The organism is Paenibacillus cellulosilyticus, from assembly GCF_003182255.1.
Lineage (GTDB): Bacteria > Bacillota > Bacilli > Paenibacillales > Paenibacillaceae > Paenibacillus_T > Paenibacillus_T cellulosilyticus.
In genome coordinates this window covers 157056-179027 of record NZ_QGTQ01000003.1, presented here as the reverse complement: position 1 = coordinate 179027, position 21972 = coordinate 157056, and the positions used below count along the sequence as shown (strand labels likewise).

Here is a 21972-nt window from a genome sequence, read left to right as displayed (position 1 = left end):
ATACTATCCGCCCGGGCCTAGTGTTCGATGGTCGATAGTATACTTTTTCCTGCCCTATTCGCACACTTCCGGCACACCGGAGGTGGATAGCATACTTTTATCTATACTATCCGCCTGGGTCCGGTATTCGAGGAGAGATAGGATACTTTTTCCTGTCCTATCCGCGCACATCCGGTGATCAACGTTGGATAGCATACTTTTATCTATACTATCCGCCTGGGCCCAGCGTTCGAGAGGGGACAGGATACTTTTCCCTGCCTTATTCGCGCACATCCGGCACTTTGGGCAGCACTAGCACGCTAAGTCCTGCATCGGACATAAAAAGACGCATACCTCCATTCGGAGATATGCGCCTCTCATTCAACCCTTGCGCGTCAGTGATTAAACGAAACGCACCAGGTAGTAGTTCTTCTTGCCGCGGCGCAGCACGACGTATTGACCGTGCAGACGCTGCGCAGCGGTGACGACAGCTTCGATGCTCGTCGTCTTCTCGCCGTTCACGTAGACAGCGCCGCTCTCGATGTCTTGGCGCGCTTGGCGCTTCGACGGTGCCGCCTTCGATGCGATCAGCAGGTCGATCAGCAGCGGCTCTTCGCCTGCAGGCTGTTCAGCCGTTGGCATGCCAGCAAGCGCTTCTACGAGCTCGGATTCGTTCAGCTTCGTTACGTCGCCGGAGAACAGCGCTTCCGTAATGCGCTCTGCGCTTTCCACTGCTGCGTCGCCATGCACGAGACGCGTCACTTCGCGAGCGAGCTCGCGCTGCGCTGCGCGCTTCTCTGGACGCTCGCTAACTTCGGACTCGAGCGCCGCAATCTGCTCGCGATTCAAGAACGTGAAATATTTCAGGAACTTAATAACGTCGTTGTCATCCGTGTTGATCCAGAACTGATAGAACGTGTACACGGACGTTTTGGTCGAATCAAGCCATACGGCGCCCGATTCGGATTTGCCGAATTTCTTGCCGTCGCTCTTCGTAACGAGCGGCATCGTAATGCCGTATGCGTCGCCTCCGCCCATTTTGCCGATCAGGTCGAGACCCGCTGTGATGTTGCCCCACTGGTCGCTGCCGCCGATTTGGAGCGAGCAATTGTGCTCCGACAACAGACGGTAGAAGTCGTACGCTTGCAGAATCATGTAGCTGAATTCTGTGAACGAGATGCCGTTCGCCAAACGCGAGTCAACCGAATCCTTCGCCAGCATGTAGTTGACCGTGAAGTTCTTGCCGATATCACGCAGGAACGTAATGATGTCGAGCGGCGCAAGCCAGTCGTAGTTGCTCACGAGCTTCGCAGGGTTATCCTGTGCGTCGAAGTCGAGGAAGCGGGACAACTGACGCTTCAGGCTGTCCGTCCACTGCGCTACCGTCTCGTCGGTGTTGAGCGAACGCTCCGTCGAGCGGCCGCTTGGATCGCCGATCAGGCCCGTGCCGCCGCCGACCAGTGCGATCGGATTATGGCCCGCTTGTTGGAAGCGGCGCAGCATCAGAATCGGAAGCAAGCTGCCGATATGCAGGCTGTCTGCCGTTGGGTCAAAGCCGCAGTACAGCACGACGCGGTCATTGCTCATTTTCTCCAGCAATGCCTCGCGGTTCGTTGTTTGGTGAATAAGGCCGCGATATTCGAGTTCTTCCAGGAAATCGGTCGCAATGCCCGTTGCAGTTGGTTGCGTCATAAAGAACAATCTCTCCTTCGTCATGGTTCATCTTAATAGAGGTCGTTCAAAAAGTCCGCTTTTGATCACGAAGCATCACAAGAAGCGTATCTCGCATCAGGTGCTGGAAACCGTACTTTTTGAACATGAACTAATTATTGGCCGTACATCGCAAAAAAGACCCGTTCCTGTCAATAGACAGGGACGAGTCATCGCGGTACCACCCTATGTTGAACATGCACGAGGCATATTCCACTCTTGTCGGATAACGGTCGACGACCGTCTTGACCTTCCGCATGATGCGGGTTCGGACAGAAGAAGCTCCAGGACGTAATTCGCGAATCGCGCATGCTCCGGCTCGCACCAACCGCCGGCTCTCTGAGGCATGGAAACGTACGCTACTGAATTCCCTTCGTTGCTTGTTCGTATTCGTCCCTTTATACCATTGATTAGGGCCTCATGTCAATCGTGTGATCGTGAGATGGTGGTCCCGGCTCACGAAGCTCCTCCTCCACTTCCGCTTCCGGACGAAAAGATGCAGCTGCCGCAAGCTCCAGCTTATCGAGTAGAAAACCGTATTCGTTCGTCATCTCGAACGTATTCGGAAGCGGCAGACGCTCGAAATACGAGACGACGTCCGCCGCCTTCGTGAACCAATCCCCTGGCTCTGCCGGTTCGATCTTCTGATCTGGCCATGCATCCGCTAGTGCCGGGCTGTAAGGGCGCTCCGAACCAGCCTTCAATTGACCGCCAAGCAGCCGCTCCTTGTACGGTACTTGGGGCGGACGCTCGCGCAGCCGTTCGAACAGGTGTGGCGCATAATCGGCACGCGATCCTGTATGGCGTACGCTGCGGGCAAAGGCAGCCACTCCCTCTCCGATACGAGGTACAGCGAACAGCAGCGCGTACAGCCTTTTGCCAATTTCAATCCGTTCATAGAGACTGCTGAATCGTTCGAGAATAAGCCCCGCCAGCCGAAGCTCCTGCGGCTTCTGCCCATGTGCATATGGCAGCAGAATGGCATTGAGCTGGAGAAGTGACTGCATACCGAAGAACAGCGTATCAATGACATTCTTCCGATAGTACGGATGCTGCACCACTCGGCTCTCGATATAATTCTGTTCATTCACAATGAGCGCGACCGTCAGCACCGTGCTGTTACGCGTTGTCCAGAACTGCTCCCACACCGGCTGCATGAAGCAGGAAACCCGAAGCAGCGGCAGCAAATGAAACAACGGGCGGCGGATGCGCACACTATGTTCGTACAGCAGAAGCTGCGGATAGGCATCACCGAATATTAGTGCATTAGCCCGCTCTAGAAATAAAAAAATGTCGTCTCGCTTACGCTCACTGAGCAAACGGGGCAGCCATTCGCCTTGCAGATCCGTCATATTCCAACCGCCGTTGCGTGACACCATATGCGCCAGCAGCGCCCAATGCAGCTCGGGGCGCCGTTCATACATCGCTAGATAAGCGATCGTGCGTGTTACATTGTTTCGGTTAAGCCGTGCCGTCTCTCCGCGAATGTAGTCCAGCAGCGTGCGATCAGCGGCACTCAAGCTGCTTTCAGCAAGCATCTGCTGCGGATGCTCCAGCTTGCGCCAGGACGCAGTCAGCGCTGCGACAAGCGGCTGATCCAGCGGCAGTATAGAAGCCGAAGCCGCCATTGTTTGAGACGCCGACATGGCACGCCACTTGCCTACCGCGTAGCGGATCGCATAAGCAACAGCATCTATCGGCAGCCGCAGCACACGAAGCACCGCAGCAGCCGCTGCGGCACCAAGACGCCGCGCCGCGCCGCCTTGTATAAGGCGAGCAGCACGGCGGCGGTGAGCGTTCGTCACGCACATCCTTCCTCTCCCAATCAACTCCTGCGATCTATACAAGCCGCAAGCTTTGTAGATGCGATCAGATTGTATTATCTGTTAACTTTGACATATATAATCATCAACCAAACATGCGTATGCCTCGTAATCGATGTATAATAAGCGATAGCTATGATCAGAACCGCGAAAGTGCGAAATCCAGCTCGGGAGGAGACTGCTGCATGTGCGGACGCTACACCTTAACCGTTTCGCTTGAAGAAATGATGCTCCGGTTCATGATTGGGCATACGAATGTGCCCTACCATCGGCCGCAATATAATGTTGCTCCTGGCCAGCTCGTGCTCGCAATCATTAATGACGGGGAGCAGAATCGACTTGGCGAGCTGAAGTGGGGGCTTGTACCGCCTTGGGCGGACGACCCGAAGATCGGTTCGAAGATGCTCAACGCCCGCGCCGAAAGCGCAGCGGACAAGCCTGCCTTCCGAGAAGCGGTGCGCCGCAAACGGTGCCTCATCCCTGCCGACAGCTTCTATGAATGGAAGACGCGCCAAGACGGCACGAAGCAGCCGATGCGCATCGTCATGCGCGATCGCCAGCCGTTCGCCATGGCTGGCTTATACGAGACTTGGGTTGCAGCAGATGGCTCCAAGCTGAGCACCTGCACCGTATTGACCACCTCGCCGAACGAACTGATGGAACCGATTCATAATCGGATGCCCGTGCTGCTTCGTCCAGAGGACGAGCCGCTATGGCTGGACCGCAAGGTGAGCGACCCGGCTCGGCTGCAGCATTTGTTCCAGCCATTCGACGAATCGCTGATGGATGCTTATCCGGTGTCTGCATCGGTCGGCAGCGTCCGCAACGATTTTGCTGAATTGATTGAACCAATCGAGACATAAAGCCTTGCAGCGAAACGTTGACAAGACTATTAGAGTGGCGATGCCACACTTATTCGACCCTCGGTGAAAGTTTCGCACCTTTAAGCGTGGCTCAGCCGCGCTTAATTCAGCGCACGGCCCCATAGTCGCACCTGAATGGGGGGCGAACAAACAAACAGTCGGACAGAGACGCTGCTCTGACCGACTGTTTTTAAATTCCTACTTTAGCTTTTAATTCTGTTTGTCTTGCAGCTGCGACAGCAAGGCCAGAACGCGATCCACCAGTATCGCAGTCTCTCCGCGCGAGATAACGTCCTGCGGACGGAAATTGCCGGCAGGATCTCCTTTCACCAAACCAAGCGATGCCGCAGTCGCAATATCGTCGGCTGCCCACTTCGAAATCGAGCTGCCATCTTGGAAAGCTGCAGCCTCCGAAAGCGATAACGAACCGGCATCCAGGCCGAGCTTGTCAGCCGCATAGCGGAGCGCCCTCACGAGGACGACAACCGCTTCTTGGCGCGTCATCGAGTCGTTCGGACGGAAGCTGCCGTTCGCTCCTTGGACGAGTCCCGCTTCTACAGCTGCAGCAATCGCGGACGCATCGCTTCGGCTAGCAGGGACGTCAACGAATCCGGACGGACTGCTGCTGTCTGTCTTGAGGTTTAAAGCGCGAACAAGCATCAAGACGAGCTGCGAACGGTTAATCGGCGCGTTCGGCGCGAATGTATCGTTCGTTACGCCTTTGATAATACCAAGCTCAACAAGATGAGCGATTGCTTGTGCAGCGCTGCTGTTGGCAGGCACATCTTTAAAGACCGGTTTGCTGCTATTGCTATTGCTATTGCTATTGCTATTGCTATCGTCTCCACTGCTGCCAGTTCCATCGCCGTCATCCGTGTTCGTATCGCCGCTGTCGTCCTTGCCGGGGGCAACTACAATGAGGCCGCCGCCACCGCCACTATTGCCTGGCCCGCTACCGCTGCCGTTCGGGTTGGCAACGAGAAGCAGTTGACCGAATTTCTCCGTCGTGCTCCACGACATATCGGATGTGTCGCTCCAAATTCGCACCGCATCACGGACCCCATCGTCGTCCGCGTCGTCATTAATTTGGAAGTCGAAGCCGATCGTTTGTCCGACCTTCGCGCCCGGGAGTGCGATCCGAGCTTCTACCACATACCCATTCTCGGTCAGCTTCGCAGCTGACGTCAGCTGGGACAAGCTTGCGCCGCTGCCGCCAACCGACTGCACATTTTTGAAGTTAATCCGATATTGTCCATCATCCGCTTCATATGCAGCCGTCTTATGATTGTTACGATCCACATACAGCTCAACCGAGTCCTGCTCCCATGGATTGGAGCTCTTGTCGCTTAGAACAGGGTCCGTTACCGTAGCGAGTACGTAGAGGTACTGATCGTCCCATATGACCTTCGCCGTACCTGTTGCACCGCCTTGACCGTTAACCTGTCTGCTCGTGGCAATCGTCTTCGCTTTGCTCCAAACGTTCGCATCTTCATTGCCGTCGATGACGACCGAACCTGGAGCCTTCACCGCCTGCTCCGTTCGAATCGCGGTATCGGTCAGATGGACCAATCCGAAATTAGACGTATTCATGTAGGAGATGCCGGTCGCATCGTTCCAAATCCGCACGTTCTCGCGTTTGCCGTCGTCATTCGAATCGTCATTGATTTGGAAATCGAAGCCGATCGTCTTGCCCTCCGCTGCATCCGGAAGCGCGATTCGAGCTTCTACATCATAACCGGTCTCCGTAAGCTTCACTGCGGACACCAGCCGGGATGCGCTTGCATTGCCGCCGAACGATTGAACGTTCTTAAAGTTAATGCGGAACTGCCCATCGTCGGCTTCATAGCTATCGGACTTGTGATTATTGCTGTCCAGGAACAGTTCGATCGAATCCTGTTCCCATGCATTAGCGCTCTTGTCACTCAGCGCAGTGTCCGTCACATGAGCCATGACGTACAAATACTGGTCATCCCACACGACCTTGGCCGTGCCGGTCGCGCCTCCATTGCCCGCGACTTGCCGGTTCGTCTCAATCGTATTCGCCTCAGACCATACGTCTTCGCCCTCTACACCGTCGATTTCAACCGGAGAGAGCGATTTGATGGCATTCATCGACTGGATGCCATTGTCGAGCGTCAGCCTTCCGTAGTTCGCCGTGCTCGTATTCTGTGCATTGGCATAATCGCTCCAAGAGGTCACGGCATTAGCCTGATCCGCATCCTTCAAGCGAACATCAAAGCCTTTGCCGACGTTCATGTCGCCGCCTGTTATCGGAATAGCCGCTTCAACGATGTAGCCGCCCGTTTTCTCTGTTACCGTATACGTAACACCGTCTACCGCTTCGCCGGAACGCTTCAACACATAAGCTTTGTCGTCTCCCTCGATGCTTGCGGCATGCGAGTTGTTGTCATCGAGGAACAGTTCGACGGTATCATTATCGTTGATGGAAGCATCATTCACTTGCACCGTTGCGTACAAATGCGTCGGGTCCCACAGCAGCTTAAGATTGCCATTCACCTTGCTGCCGTCAATTTGCTGCGCAGTCTGATTCAGCCACAGCAGCTCCTGCGAGTGATCGATGACAGGTGTGCCTTTCGCAATTCTTACCGCTTTCGGATCCCTTGGAAGAGCCGGCAGGCGCGAAGGATCAACCAGTGCCCAGTATGTGTATTTCGCCTGCATCCGTTCATCGAACGGCAGCGGCCAGTTATTGCGCGTGACCGGGAAGGTGCGCAGCCATGTGTTCAGGTCGTCCTTGCCCCAAAAGATAACGGCTGTAAGGTCGTCGGCATGCTTTTTGAACACATCGAACAATTCTTTATAACGATACGCCTGCTTGATCGCCAGCTCCTCAGGGAACGTCTCATACGCATCGTTATCGCTCGTATAGACGCTCATATCGAGCTCCGTCACTTGCTGCTCGACGCCGAGGTCCGTGAACTTCTCGATCGTTTCGTCGATCGCTTGGATGGTCGGATTCGCAATGCCGATATGCGTCTGATGACCAACGCCGTCAATTGGAACGCCCTTCGCCTTCAGCCGCTTGACCAGGTCGTACAGATCCTGACGTTTGACCGGATTATCCGTGCCATAGTCGTTAATGAACAGCTTCGCATTCGGATCTGCCGCATGTGCGTACTCGAATGCCTTCTCGATGAACTCTTCGCCCGCGATTTGATACCATTTGCTATTGCGCAGACCGCCCGGCTTATTGTCGCCAGGCTCAATCACTTCGTTCACAACGTCCCAAGCATAGATTTTACCCTTATAATGACCCATGACTTCATCAATGTGTCTCTTCATGCGAGCAAACAGCACCTCTTTGCTGGCCAGGTTGCCATTCTCGTCTTTGAACACCCAATCCGGCGTCTGCGAATGCCAGACCAGCGTATGGCCGCGCAGCGCAATGCCGTTATCGAAAGCGAAATTGGCAATTCGATCGGCTCGATCGAAGGTGAAATTGCCTTCAGTCGGTTCCGTCGCATCCCATTTCATTTCGTTGCCCGCCGTGATACTGTTGAAATGCTTCTTGATCAACTGAGCACCCGGGCCGTTCAAATCGCTGATTTCTTCAGCGACGATGGCTGTGCCCAGCTTGAAATCGTCTGTGAAGGAATCCTTCAGATTCGGAATATCCTGCTGAATGGTGATCGGCACGACGTCTGGCACTTTCTCAATGGAGAAGTCGTCCACATAGAAGCTCAGCGTCGGATAATCGAACGATTCGAGATAAACGCCCAGATACCCGATCGGGTTAGCTACCGTATACTGGCCCTTAATTTGTACCCAGCCGTTCGCATTAGCCTGCGTCGACTTCACCATCTCGTAGGAATTTGTCCCGCCTGTCGTTCGCTGAACGACGATCGACACTGGCGTGTTGGCCGTTCCTTCAGGCAGTCGAACCCACGCCGACATTGCATACGTCTTGCCCTCTTGAATAACAGGCGTCACATCGAGCTGCGCCCCATGCCATCCCTGCTGACGATTCGAGACGAGCATGCTGTATTCGCCGCCATGAGACACCGACGTCTCGGACGTCAGCACCTCAACGCCACCGCGTGCCCCCCAGTCCTGCAGAGTACCATCCTCGAAGTCAGTCGACAGCGAGGTCGGTCCTGTCCACTCTTCTTCATCCGGAACCGTATTCGACCCGCCCGTATCCTCTGCGCTCGTCTGCGTAATCGTAATATGATCGACATAGAACGAATCAAGCGTTGCCAGCTCAAAATAAAGCTGCAAAGCCGTCACGTCACCGGTGTAGGTATAGCTCCCCGATAGCTTGGTCCAATCTCCGGCTGTAACCGGCTTGCCATAGGCGACTGAATCAAAATTAGTCGCAGTCTCTCCCGCAGCTTTACGCCCAACCGTCATATTCGCCGTCGTATCGGCTGTGCCGTCCGGCAGCTTGATATAAGCCTCGATCTGGTATACCGCGCCTGGCTGAAGCTGAGATAACAAGCTATAGCCTGGTCCGTTCCAGGTCGCCTGGCGAGCGGAGGACTTCAGCGCATGCGTACCGCTGTACCCCGTATCCGATTCGACCGTCAACGTATCCCCCCTAGCTGTCCATCCTTGCGTCGTACCGTCCTCGAAATCGAACGAGAGCGATACGGTCTCCGCCTTCGCTTGCTTGGGCGCCGCACCGAACATCGTCATCACTAACGCGGCCGCCATGAACAATGAAGTGAAGCGCTTCCATTTTTGCCTCTTCATCCATGCACCTTTCCTTTCAATGTATATTCCATAAACACCCCATAGGGGCATGCATGGCATCGTACTTTGGAGGCGTTTCTAGGTGCACCGACTACATGGCCGGCATGTGTTGGCTGTTCTGGAATGGACGCCTGCCTCCGTTACATTGAAAGTTTACCGATTGTAAACAAGTGAGGGAATTGGTCAATAACTAGTAAACTACCTTTGAAAATATTGTTTTTGCCATACAAAAAAGACGCCCCTGATGGGACGTCTCAAGATACGCCAGAAACTACAGCTGCTGCTCCTGCTGATACAGCACCGTGGACAAATACCGCTCCCCGTTGCTCGGAATGATCGCAACAATCCGCTTGCCAGTACCAAGCCGAGCCGCTAACTGAAGGGAAGCATGGATGGCAGCACCAGAGGAGATACCGCCAAGAATGCCTTCTTCCTTCGCCGCCGTCCGTGCCGCCTGGAACGCATCCTCATTGCTCACTTGGATGATTTCATCATAAATATCCGTGTTCAGAATCGATGGGACGAAGCCCGCTCCGATCCCTTGGATTTTGTGCAGTCCTGGTGCGCCGCCAGAGAGCACAGGCGAGGCTAAAGGCTCAACGGCCGCAATATGAATGTGCGGATACTGCTGACGCAGCACCTCGCCCGCCCCTGTAATCGTACCGCCTGTGCCGACCCCAGCTACGAAACCATCCAGTGTGCCGCCGAGCGACTCGATCGCTCGGATGATTTCGGGACCGGTCGTTTCCCGGTGGATTTTCGCATTGGCGGCATTATCGAACTGTTGAGCTGGAAAATAGTCCGGATGCCGCTCCGACAGCTCGCGGGCAACCCGAATCGCGCCTTTCATTCCTTCAGGGCCTGGCGTCAGAACAAGCTCTGCACCATAAGCGCGAAGCAGATTGCGCCGTTCGAGACTCATCGTCTCCGGCATGACGAGAATCGCTTTATAACCTCTCGCTGCTGCAACAAGCGCAATCCCGATACCCGTGTTGCCGCTCGTCGCTTCAACGATCGTATCGCCTTTCTTCAACCGCCCGTCTCGCTCCGCCTCTTCAATGATGCTGATGGCGATCCGATCCTTTACGCTGCTGCCGGGATTGAAAAACTCCAGCTTCAAGTAAATTTCGGCACTGCCCGCAGGCACGTTGTTCAGTCGAACGAGCGGCGTCCTTCCAATTAATTCGGTAATGTTATTCACGACTAGAGACATGGCATAACCTCCTCCGACATATTTGATAAACCATCCATCTATTTTCCAAATGCCTATGTCGGCATGTGCCGTCGCCTTCGTACTGACGCATTTGCATCCGCATGCACTCCATGCAGCAAACAAGTGCTAGCCTGCAATCTGCCCCTGCGAATGCTCATACAGCTCCCGATACTGACCGCCAAGCTCAATGAGCTCATGATGATTGCCCTGCTCGACGATCTGACCGCGGCTCATGACGATAATCCGGTCAGCTTGCATGATGGTAGACAGCCGGTGAGCGATAACGATCGTCGTCCGCTGCTGAGACACGACGTTCAGCGCATTCTGAATGAGCTGCTCCGTCTGCGAGTCCAGATTGGCGCTCGCCTCGTCCAGAATGAGCACTTTTGGCTTGAACACGATAATGCGGGCGAAGGAGATCAACTGCCGCTCGCCTGCGGACAAGCCGCTGCCCCGTTCGGACAGCTTCGTATCGTAGCCTTCCGGCAGCTTCTGAACAATCGCATCCGCACCGACGAATTCGCAAGCCGCGATCACTTCCTCGCGCGTAATCGTCTCGTCGAACATCCGGACGTTATCGATAATGCTGCCTGAGTATAGGTAAGGCTCCTGCTGGACAAGTCCAACCAGTCGATGAAGCGTTGCCTGCGGAATGTCACGCACATCCGTACCATCGATGCGGATGCTGCCCTCCTGCACATCGTAGAAGCGGCACAGCAAGCTGATGAGCGAGCTTTTGCCCGCGCCAGTCGTGCCTACAACCCCGATGAGTTCGCCCGGAGAGATATGCAGATCGAGCTCCCGGATGATCGGAATGCCCTCCTCATAGCTGAACGAGATATGCTCGAAGGCAATGTCGCCTTTCACGTCGCCAAGCACAAGCCCGTTCTCCTCGTCTACCGCTTCCTGTCCCCGTGCGGTCGCCAGCGTCATTTGTCTCAGCCCATTCGCCTTCTTCTTACCAGACTCTGAGGCAGCTGCGACATCGTCTTGTCCTTCCACGCGATCCTCAATATCGGGCTTCGTCGCAAAGATCGTCCAAATCCGCGTGATCGCCACCGTCGCCGACTGAAGCGTGTTCCACTGCTGCGTAATCGTGTTGATCGGCTGGAAGAACTGGCGGATATACGTGATGAACGCATACAGCACCCCGAATTCGAGATGATGGCCAAGCACCGCGCTGCCCCCGATCCACGTTATACACGCAACCGACAGATTGCTCAATATATCGAAGGTACGTCCGAATAAGACGTTCGTTCGAATCTCACGCAGATTGGCCTGAAAATAAAGCTTGTTGCGCTCGTTGAACTGCTTCTCCTGTTCCTTCTGCTGATGAAACACTTGAATAAGATGCATGCCCGACAGGTTCTCGGCAACGAAAGCGACCATCCGAGACAGCCTCGTACGCGCCAACTGATAGGTCGTCCGCATGAACGAACGGAACGCGATCGCGATGACCGCAATGATCGGCATTAGAATTAAGCAATAGAGCGCAAGCGTCGCATCAAGCCTGAACATCATGACGAAGATGAGCACAAGCGTCAATCCGTCGCGGAACAAGCTCAGTAACACTTGGTTGAAAAATTGGTTCAGCGCCTCGGTATCGCTCGATACGTGCGTAATGAGGCTGCCGCTCGACGTCCGATCGAAGTAGCCCATCGACTGCTTCATGATATGGCCGAACAGCTGCTTCCGAATGCGGGAGACGATGCTCTGCCCGATGCCTTGGAGCACGTTGTTCTGAATGTAAGAGAACACGAAGCTGGATAGCGACAATCCTAAGTATACGAAGCAGATGATGAGCAGTGCGCTAAAGTCGTTTTTGCCAGCCATCAGATTGTCGTCGATCGCGATCTTCATCAGGTATGGCTGCAGCAGATCCGATAAAATCGCAATGATGGTACAGCAGAGTACTAACGTGAAGCCCCATAGATGAGGCCGGATGTAGCCGGACATCGCTCGGAACGCTGAGACATACTGCGGCTTCGGCTCAGGCTGATTGACGTCCGCCTTCTGATCCATCTGCCAATTATGAATGGCTTGTGCCGGTCGCATGCAGACTTCCCTCCTCCTGAATCGCATGAAGGGCAGCGTACAGCCCCTCCTCTTCATGCAGCAGCTGGTCGTGTGTGCCTCGCTGCACGATCACACCGCCATCAAGCACGATAATTTCGTCCGCATGCTTGATGGCACTAATCCGATGCGCGATGATAATCGTCGTCTTCTGATGGCGCTCCTTCTGAATCGAAGCGATAATGTCCTTCTCCGTCACCGCGTCTACGGCGCTCACGCTGTCATCGAGAATGATGACTGGCGCGTTCTTGATCAAGCCGCGGGCAAGGCTCGTGCGCTGGCGCTGGCCGCCGGACAGCGTCAGCCCCCGCTCACCGAGCCGCGTCTCGAAGCGGTCAGGCAGATCGACGACATTGCTGTAGATTTGCGCCTGCTGCGCGGCCGTCTCTACGTCCGACAGCGCGGAGTCGCGCTTGTAGAACGCTATATTTTCCCGAATCGTCGTACTGAACAGAAAGCCATCCTGCGGCACATACGCCACCTGTGTGCGCAAGCTCTCGAGCGTTAGATCCCGGACATCCGTATCGCCATAACGAATCGTCCCCGGCGCTGGATCGTACGTGCGAAGCAGCAGCTTCATCAGCGTCGTCTTGCCGCTTCCCGTTCGGCCGATAATGCCAAGCGTCATCCCAGACTTAATATGAACATTAATATCTTGGAGGACCGGCGCTGAATCTGGATTGTACGTAAACGTCAGATTCTCGATCTTAATATCCGCATGCGAGAGATCGATCGCCTTCGCTCCGTCGTTCTCGACGATGTCGGGCTGCTGCGAGAGCAGCGCGTTAAGCCGCTCCAGCGACGCCCGCGAGCGTTGAATCGAGTTGATGACGTTGCCGATCTGCTGCAGCGGGTTCATCATCATCCGCACGTAAAGCGTCAACGCGACGAAATTACCGAGCGAAACATGCTGCGTAATCGTCAGATACCCGCCGAGTGCGAGCGCAATTATAAGTGCGATCGTGCCAAGAAGCGGGATCAGCGCTTGGAAGAACGAGGATACGCGCACAAGCCGAAGCTGATTGCGGCGAATCTGTTCGACCGTCTTCCCGAACCGCTCGTTCATGATCGGTTCAACCGCGAATTTCTTCGTCACGCGGATGCCGCCGAACTGCTCCTCAGCAGTTTCGGTCATCGTACCGAGTGCCTCCTGTACCTCCATCGACCGCTTCCGAATAATCGGACCTAGATAAACAACGATGAACGGAATGAGCAGAAGCGGGAACACCGATGCCGCGATCAAATAGACCGGAATGCCGCTAATGATCATCATCGTAACCGCCGAAATGATAAGCATCGCAGCATTCGTTGTAGCGTTGAAGCCCATGGATATCGACTCGCGCACCGCCGTTACGTCGTTCATGAAGTAGCTGAGCAGCTTGCCGACCCCATTTTTCGAATAAAACCGCTCGCCCATCCCTGTGAAATGCTGGAACAAGCCGCCGCGGACGTTGAATTCGAATTTGCGCCCGACATACATAATGAAATACATTGCGATGCCGTTGAACAGCACCGCGCCCGCGCCGATCAGAAGCAGCAGCACGCTGTAATGAATGATGAGATCATGCGTCAGCCCGCCTTGTTGGAGCTTATCGGTGAAGCTGCCAAGCACCTTCGGATAGAACACGTTGATCAGATTGGATATGAGATGAAAGCATAAAGAAAGCAAATAAAAGTACCAAGTCGCGCGGAAAAAATCGAGTAAAATCCGTTTTGGTTTCACAACGCCTTCACTTCCCTATGATGAGTCGTCTTCTTCCCTACGCTGCTGCTGTCGCTTTCGCTGCGCCCCTTCTTCGGAAATTGCAGCTCATACAGCTGTTTGTAACGTCCGGACAGCTGGAGAAGCTCTGCATGGCTGCCGCTCTCGACAATCTGTCCCTGCTCCAGCACGTAGATGCGATCCGCCTGCTGAATCGTAGATAGACGATGCGCAATAACGAGACAAGTGCGGCCCTTCAGCAGCTTCGCCAGCGCCTCTTGAATGTGCTGCTCGGACTCGGTATCAAGCGATGCCGTCGCTTCGTCGAGAATGATGATGCGCGGGTTCTTAAGAATCGCTCTTGCGATCGAGATCCGCTGCTTCTGGCCGCCCGACAGCTTCACGCCGCGTTCGCCGATCATCGTCTCGTAGCCCTGCGGGAACGACGCAATGAAGTCGCTGGCATTCGCCGCATCTGCTGCAGCGTGTACTTCCTCCTCCGTTGCATCCAAACGGCCGTAACGAATATTGTCCATAATCGAGCCGTTGAACAAAATAATATCTTGCGAGACAATCCCGATCTGCTCGCGCAGCGAGGACAGTGTAACATCCTTCAAGCCGAGGCCGTCTACGGTGATGGAGCCGCTCTGCGGATCGTAAAATCTTGCAATGAGATGCGCAATTGTCGACTTGCCTGAACCAGAGGAGCCAACGAGCGCTGTAATTTGTCCCGCTTCAAGCGTCAGATCGAACTGCGACAGGACAGACGAATCTCGATTGTAGGCAAAATCGACCTTGTCGAATACGATGCGCCCGTCAACTGGCGGCAATCGAACAGCGTCCAGCTTCTCGATAACCTCCGCCTTCGTGTTCAAAATCTCCATGATCCGCTCATAGCCCGCCGCCGCTTGCTGGATCGTATTCATAATCCGGCTGAAATGGCGAATCGGATTTTGCAGCAGACGTAAGTATGCGGTGAACGCGACGATCGTACCGACCGTCATATGGCCCTTCATCGCGAGCCATGCGCCGAACACGAGCACGATGGCCAACCCGACGAAATTGAGAAAATCGATAATCGGTTCATAAGCCGCCCGCAGACGTACCACTTGGATGTTGGCATCCATGTTGCGCTCTGTTCGCTTGGCGAACCGTTCTTCCTCGTATTGCTCGGCAGTGAACGATTTGATCAGTCGAATGCCAGTCAATGCGTTCTGCAGATGGTCGCTCACATCCGCTACCGATTCTTGAACGGTACGGAACGAAGCGCGCATCCGCTTGCCGAACAACCGCGTCGTCAGCAGCATGCAAGGGAAAGTCGCAAGCAGCAGCAGCGTTAAACGCCAGTCAATCCACAGCATATAAAGCGCGATAGCCGTGAAGGTGAATAAGTCCGTTACAAGCTGCATCATGCTGGAGGAAATCATTTGCTGAAGAATATTAACATCGTTGGTGACGCGGGACATCAGGTCACCGGTCCGATTGCGGTCGAAGAAGGATATGTCCATGCTCTGCAGATGGCGGTACAAGTCGTTGCGCAGATCGTACAGCACCTTCTGCCCAATCGAAGCAATGAGCGAAGTACTGAAGTAACCGAGAACGCCTAGCAGCGCTGCCGAGCCAAGAATACCGATGGCGATGAGAAACAGCTTGTTATAAGCCTGGTCCGGAATGATGTGGTCGATGGTGACGCGCGTTAATTGCGGAATAGCGAACTGCAGCAGCGAGATGGCGGTTAAGCAGATGATCGAGATGACCAATGCTTTCCACTGCACTCGGACATGCGCGAAAATGCGGACGAACATCCCATAGATGCTCGCCGGCTTCACTTTCTCGCCCGTTCCAAAACGTCTCATTCCGCCGCCACCCATTCCGCCGCCTGGACGGAACTGGCCGGGCATCGGATTCGGCCCGCTCATTGGGAAGCCTCCCTTCCCTGCTCCGTGCCTTCCGTAATATGCCGCAGCGATACGAGCAAACCGTGCAGAATGGTGCGCAAAGCCTGTGCTTTATCTGGATCGGTAAGCGCCGCACGTTCCGCTGCCTTGAGGAGATGCAGCAGCTCCTTGCCCTTCGGCGTCAGCCGGCGATTCCGGCGGACCCCTTCAGGCCGAGCTTCTTCCTCTTCGGCAAAACCCTGTTCCTGGCGCTCCTCGCCGGATGCATGATTCTCCTCATTGTCCCGTTCTTCAAGCAGATAGGCACGTCCGTCGTCCGTAATCTCGAACACTTTCTTACCGTCGATCTTCGATGCCGTAACGAAGCCTTGATCCCGCAGCATCTGCAGCGTCGGATAAATCGAGCCAGCGCTCGGTTTATACGTGCCGCCAGACTGCTCCTCCAGCGCTTTCATCATCTGATAGCCGTGCATATTCTCCTGCTGCAGCAGCTCCAGCAGTGCGTATTTGACACCGCCCCGGCTGAAATACCGTTTACCGGAACCATTCGTGTCCCGTTCATTCCCCAAGTGCAAAAACAATCGTTCTTCCTGCTGCCATTCCTTTGACATGTTGTATCACGCCCCATTAGCGATATATCGTATTGATTATGGTTTTATTCTATGCGATATATCGTTATCTGGCAATATCGTTATTTGGCAATCCTTCCCTGACGATCAAATCGACTAGTCTGCACGCATAACAAGCTCCAGTAAACGATCGGTTTACTGGAGCTTGTTCGCATTCCACTTATAACCGCTAGTTCGAATCGAAAACAACTACGCTCTTGAAGGCACCGGGTTGTTCTCGATAATATCCGCAATTCGATTCAGTGTAGATTCATCCAGCACGATACCGGACGCCTTCACGTTCTCCTCCACCTGCTCTGGACGGCTCGCACCAACGAGGGCACTCGATACGTTTGACTGTCTCAGAATCCAAGCGAGCGAGAGCTGGCCTACCGTAATGTCGAGCTCGCGGGCGATCGTTTGCAGCTGCTCAACCTTCGCAAGCTTCTCTTCCGTAAGCTTATTTTTGAAATTATCGTGCTTCGCAGCGCGCGAATCAGCTGGCACCTGGGCGTTCGACGAATATTTGCCCGTTAGCAGCCCTTGCGCCAGCGGCGAGAAGACGACCTGGCCGAACCCTTTCTTCAGGCCAAGCGGAATAATCTCTTTCTCGATATAACGCTCGAACAAGTTGTAGATCGGCTGATTAACGACGATACGGTCGAGCAAATATTTGTCCGCGATCGCGAACGCCTCCGTAATTTGAGCTGCTGTCCACTCGCTCACGCCTACATAAAGCACCTTGCCTTGGCGGACCAGATCCTCGAAAGCACGGAGCGTCTCCTCCAGCGGCGTCTCGGCATCGAAACGATGACTGTACAGCACATCTACATAATCCAAGCCAAGCCGCTTCAAGCTGGCGTTCGCCGACTCGATGACATGCTTGCGGGATAAGCCTCGGTCGTTCGGACCATCGCCGATTCTGCCGTATACCTTCGTCGCGAGCACATACGACTCACGTTCATAGTCACGCAGCGTCTCGCCGACTACGCGCTCCGCTTCACCCTTCGCATACACATTGGCCGTATCGAAGAAATTGACGCCTAGCTCGTACGCCTTGCGAATGGACTGGACCGCGTTCTCGCGCTCGACATAACCGCCATACGTCAGCCAGCTGCCGAGGCTGATTTCACTTACTTTCAAACCGCTTGCACCTAAGTTACGATATTGGATTGACATTTTATAAGACCTCCTAAATTTTTCTACTCACTAGATTTTCTACCCACCCAAACCCTCGGGACTTCTACCCACCCAAACCCTCCCTGCAAGGGAGGGCCCCCGGGGTTTCCAACCCCGGGACCCCGGAATGACTGGTCTATATACCGATGAGCGTGTGCTCGCTTTAGTCCCCTTCGGGACACGCTTTACGTTTGAGTACTCTAGAAACGTATAAGTGCTTGCAGACGAATTCGATGAGACCTAACATGCGAGCAAATACCCGCTTTCGTCCCTGTGGGACACGCTTTCCAGTTCTGCTGGGGAGTTACGACTTGTCGAAAGAGATTACATAAACAGTCGCGATTCGGTCAAAGTTCAGGCTTCATGCGAGAAAAACCATCAAATAAGCGCATCTGCGTTCCTTAGAGCCCTCGGGGGCTGATTAGCTGCAAATAGCGTTTCCTCGGCCCGCGCTCTTACTGAGCCTTCTGCTGCTGCTCTTGTTGCTGGTCTTGTTGCCGCTCCTTCTGTTGTTCTTGCTGCTTCTGCTGCTCCTGCTCCAACTCTCTGCGGAGCGCCCAGATCGCGCGGTTTTTGTTCTCGGGGCGCGCGAGGCCGAGGTTTTCGCGGAGTGTGGTGCCCTCGTAGGCCGTGCGAAAAAGGCCGCGGTTTTGGAGCTCGGGAACGACTTTGTCGACGAACGTCTCCAGTCCTGTGTAATAGATGTGCGGGAGAATGTTGAAGCCGTCGGCGCCGTTGTTGCGAATCCATTTCTCGATGAAATCAGCCGTCTGGATGACGGAGCCGGTGAACGAGACATGACCGTGGGCAGCCGCGCTTCTTGCGAGAAACTGCCGGATCGTCATGTTGTCCCGCTTCGCGGCGTCAACGACAACCTCTTGGCGGCTTGTAATACCCGTTGTGATCGTGCCATACGGCTTCGCCTTGTCGACGGGTACGAGGCTGTCGAGCGAATACTCGGTCAGGTCGACTGTAAAATAGTTCGACAGCCGCTTCAGCGCCTGCTTCGGATTGAGCAGTGCGTTGAACTCGTCCTCAATGTCTCTCGCCTCGGCCTCCGTATCGGCTACGATCGGGCTTAGGCCCGGCATGATGAGGAGCTGGTCTGGCGTACGGCCATACCTGGATAAGCGGCCTTTGACATCCGAGTAAAATTCCTGCGCAGCGCCAAGCGTCTGCTGAGCGGTAAAGATGACCTCAGCTGTCTTCGCAGCGAGCTCCTTACCATTCTCGGATGATCCCGCTTGTACGAGCACCGGATAGCCTTGCGGCGGTCTCGGGATGTTCAGTGGTCCTTTTACGTTGTAATACTGACCTTGGAACTTGATCTCGTACACCTTGCTCGAATCAAGCGCAATGCCAGTATCACGGTCATAGATTAGTGCGTCTTCCTCCCAGCTGTCCCACAGCTGCTTCGTCACTTCGACGAACTCGTCGCCGATCTCATAGCGCTTCGCAACATCGGGATGCTCAAGTCTGCTGAGGTTCTCAGCATCCTCCTTGGAATGACCGGTGACGATGTTCCATGCCGCTCGGCCTTTGCTGATATGATCCAGCGAAGCGAACTTCCGAGCGACATGATACGGATCGTTATACGTCGTGCTGACCGTCGCGATAAAACCAACATGCTTCGTCAGCGCCGCGAGCGCAGACAGCAGCGTGAATGGCTCCAGCCGCCGGCCCAAGCCCGAATAGTTATCCGCCATGAACAGCGAATCGAACAAGCCACGTTCTGCAATCTGCGCAATTTTCGCGTAGTAGTCGAGATCCAGATCCTCCTTCGGATTGGAATCGGGATGCTTCCAAGCAGCAGAATGATGCCCGGAGCCTCTCATAAATGCATTAAAATGCGCCTTTTTCGCCTGTTGTGGATGACTTAAACTCAAGCGAGACACCTCGTCTTTCCTCATCATTTGAATGGTCGATTATTTCAGCTCGAAGCCTCGGTCGGTCAGGAAGCCGTGCAAATGACCGCGCTGCCTATCGGAATTGAAACGTCGGAGCATCTCGCGGGACCAGATCGTCTCCTGCTCACCGCCTCTGCCAACGCCGCCCTTGCGCGTAGCATAGTAGTGGCGAGTAACTTCATCGTAGTCACGAATAGCGCTAACCACCCGCTCATTGTGATAAGTCTCCTCGTGATAGACCGCCTCAAGCGGTTGACGCGGACGAAGATCAGGCTCCTGATCGGGAACACCGATGCTCAAGCCAAACACGGGATACACAAGCGGCGGAAGTTCGAGCAGCTCCGTCACCTGCTGCGGATTGTTGCGAATACCGCCAATATAGACGATGCCATATCCGAGCGATTCGGCTGCTATTGCAGCGTTCTGAGCTGCGAGCGTCGCATCGATCGTGCCGAGCAGGAACGTCTCGACATTTTGCTTCAGCTCCACGTCCTCGTGCAGCCGAATTGCCGTTTGAATTTTGTTCAAATCCGCCAACCAGATCAGGAATACCGGACTCTCCACTATTTGTTGTTGATTGCCGGACAGCTCGGACAGCTTCTGCTTCTTCACCGGGTCCTTCACGACGACGACGCTGTACGCTTGAATATTGGAGGACGTCGATGCCGCCTGTCCGGAGAGCACAATCTGCTTGATCTGCTCCTCCGGAATGACTGTATCCTTGAACTTGCGGATGGAACGGTGGTTCTGCAACAATGCGATTGTATCGTTCATCGTAACTCTCCTTATGAGCGCGGGTAAGCGAGACCGAGGGGGCGCTCGAAACGCCTCCTCTGCCCGCCTCCTGTCGGTTATTGATCTCCATATGTCGTCCGCAGCGTCTCAACATCTTTGTTGATCGCATCAGACGTCTTGCGAATGACGGAGTTGACATCCAATCCGTTGACTGCTAGATCCTCGGCGGCCTCGGTTAGTCTACTCGAGATACTCGTCTCGAATGGATGGAAGTAATGCTCCTGCAGTGGTGTTCCGATGAACACGTTCTGAACCTTCTTACCCTGCAGCACTGGAATGTCGAGGCCGTATTCCTTCTCCAGATCTGGATTAGTAATCGCAGGAATACGACCGTTTCTTGCGAGAATGCGCTGGCCATCATCCGACAAGATCTCGGCGATAACCTGGAAAGCCTCATCCTTATGCTTGCTCTGGCTGTTCACGGACAGCGTATGGACTTGTGCCTCCCGCGTCTTGCCCAGCTGATCCTCGAAGTTTGGCGCCGGCGCAATGTCCCAGTTGAACTCTACGCCCTGCTGTCGAAGCTCCTCCAGCGGTCCGACCATGTTTGCCAGCCACGTGACGCGCATCGCAACGACCTGATCCTTCATGAACTGATCGCGGCCCCAGTTCCACGTCCCCTCTGGCGTTATATAGCCAGGGATTTCGAAAATCTGCTTATTCAGCTCGAAGATACGATGCCATTCAGGCGTATCCAGCGCTGCATTGCCGGTCTCGTGATCGAGAATAGGCAGACCTAATCCTTTGGCAAGACCCGTCAGATTGTCAACGGACAAGCCGATATAGTGAACGCCGTTCTCGGTACGCGTCAATTTCTTGGCAATCTCGAGGATCTGATCCCATGTCTGCTGCTCATCCGTTGGATATTCAACGCCGAATTTATCGAAAATATCTTTGTTATAGTAGAGCACATGCTGATTGGAGTTGAATGGAATCGCATAAATCTGGTCGCCTTTGCCCTTCGTGATCTCCGTGATGTAGTTCCACAGAATCGGCTTGATCCGCGTCACATCGAAGTTGTGACGCTTGATCAGCTCACGCAAATCCTCATAAGCGCCTGTCCGAATGACTTCCTGATGCGTTGTGGAAGACGAATAAATAATGTCTGGCGTATGAGTGGACAGCACCTCCTCCACTGTCGTATCCGCCGCTGGCGTAATGCGCTCAATCGTCACGTTCGGATATTTCTTATGGATGGGGTCGGCAATGAGCGTCTTGAACTCAGTATCCGGGAACGTACCACTTGTGCTGTAGAACGACAGCGTTAACGGCTCATCGCCCAACCTCTTGAAATCCGCCTGCTCCGCTTCAGCAGTTGGGGCGGCATCCTCCTTGCTAGAATCCGTTTGGGCAGCATTCGCGGAAGATGATTCCGTCTTGCTCTCGCCGCCCTTCCCATCACCTCCGCTGTTACCGCATGCTGCCGTCAGCATGACGAGCAGCAGTACGATGGCGCTTAGTGTAAGTTTTTTCACGATGTAATCTCTCCTCTAGTGTAATAACAGCACA

The 21972-nt window shown here is 54.5% G+C and carries 13 protein-coding genes and 1 other annotated feature; of the genes, 1 reads left to right on the top strand and 12 read right to left on the bottom strand.

What is annotated here, in order from left to right:
- Positions 1-381 precede the first annotated feature (381 nt).
- Together tyrS and DFQ01_RS05845 are read right to left on the bottom strand one after the other, a co-directional pair.
- Entirely contained in the window at positions 382-1671 is a 1290-nt protein-coding gene (gene tyrS / locus DFQ01_RS05850; RefSeq protein WP_110042943.1) for a tyrosine--tRNA ligase, read from the bottom strand.
- A gap of 176 nt (positions 1672-1847) precedes the next feature.
- Positions 1848-2075, bottom strand: a binding site (T-box leader).
- Positions 2076-2099: 24 nt separating this feature from the next.
- Positions 2100-3500 carry a DUF2515 domain-containing protein gene (locus tag DFQ01_RS05845; RefSeq protein WP_110042942.1) on the bottom strand — a complete coding sequence of 467 codons (1401 nt, stop codon included), beginning with the start codon at positions 3498-3500 and terminating at the stop codon, positions 2100-2102.
- A 197-nt stretch (positions 3501-3697) separates the two neighbouring features.
- Between DFQ01_RS05845 and DFQ01_RS05840 the strand changes: the two genes are divergently transcribed.
- Positions 3698-4375: an SOS response-associated peptidase gene (locus DFQ01_RS05840; RefSeq protein WP_110042941.1), complete on the top strand. Its 678-nt coding sequence runs from the start codon at positions 3698-3700 to the stop codon at positions 4373-4375.
- Positions 4376-4585: 210 nt separating this feature from the next.
- On the opposite strand, the gene DFQ01_RS05835 is transcribed toward DFQ01_RS05840, so the two are convergent.
- The 10 genes from DFQ01_RS05835 to DFQ01_RS05790 form a co-directional block, all read right to left on the bottom strand.
- The gene (locus DFQ01_RS05835; protein WP_174812421.1) at positions 4586-9088 is read right to left on the bottom strand and encodes a sugar-binding protein; all 4503 of its coding nucleotides are present in this window, start codon (positions 9086-9088) and stop codon (positions 4586-4588) included.
- 271 nt (positions 9089-9359) lie between these two features.
- Entirely contained in the window at positions 9360-10301 is a 942-nt protein-coding gene (gene cysK / locus DFQ01_RS05830) for a cysteine synthase A (RefSeq protein WP_110042939.1), read from the bottom strand.
- Positions 10302-10427: 126 nt separating this feature from the next.
- Positions 10428-12356: an ABC transporter ATP-binding protein gene (locus tag DFQ01_RS05825; protein WP_245946556.1), complete on the bottom strand. Its 1929-nt coding sequence runs from the start codon at positions 12354-12356 to the stop codon at positions 10428-10430.
- Positions 12331-14097 carry an ABC transporter ATP-binding protein gene (locus DFQ01_RS05820; protein ID WP_110042938.1) on the bottom strand — a complete coding sequence of 589 codons (1767 nt, stop codon included), beginning with the start codon at positions 14095-14097 and terminating at the stop codon, positions 12331-12333. Before DFQ01_RS05820 ends, DFQ01_RS05825 begins: the two co-directional genes overlap by 26 nt.
- Entirely contained in the window at positions 14094-15995 is a 1902-nt protein-coding gene (locus DFQ01_RS05815) for an ABC transporter ATP-binding protein (RefSeq protein ID WP_245946555.1), read from the bottom strand. Before DFQ01_RS05815 ends, DFQ01_RS05820 begins: the two co-directional genes overlap by 4 nt.
- The gene (locus tag DFQ01_RS05810; protein WP_110042937.1) at positions 15992-16585 is read right to left on the bottom strand and encodes a PadR family transcriptional regulator; all 594 of its coding nucleotides are present in this window, start codon (positions 16583-16585) and stop codon (positions 15992-15994) included. The genes DFQ01_RS05815 and DFQ01_RS05810 overlap by 4 nt, the downstream gene beginning before the upstream one ends.
- A gap of 207 nt (positions 16586-16792) precedes the next feature.
- A complete protein-coding gene (locus DFQ01_RS05805) occupies positions 16793-17755 on the bottom strand; it encodes an aldo/keto reductase family protein (protein ID WP_110043269.1) in 963 nt (320 codons plus the stop codon).
- Between the two features lie 461 nt (positions 17756-18216).
- Complete coding sequence (locus DFQ01_RS05800; RefSeq protein ID WP_245946569.1) at positions 18217-19596, bottom strand: LLM class flavin-dependent oxidoreductase; 1380 nt, start codon at positions 19594-19596, stop codon at positions 18217-18219.
- A gap of 90 nt (positions 19597-19686) precedes the next feature.
- Positions 19687-20442, bottom strand: a complete 756-nt coding sequence (locus DFQ01_RS05795; protein ID WP_110042936.1) for an NADPH-dependent oxidoreductase — start codon at positions 20440-20442, stop codon at positions 19687-19689.
- A gap of 77 nt (positions 20443-20519) precedes the next feature.
- A complete protein-coding gene (locus tag DFQ01_RS05790; RefSeq protein ID WP_245946554.1) occupies positions 20520-21938 on the bottom strand; it encodes an ABC transporter substrate-binding protein in 1419 nt (472 codons plus the stop codon).
- Positions 21939-21972: the final 34 nt, after the last annotated feature.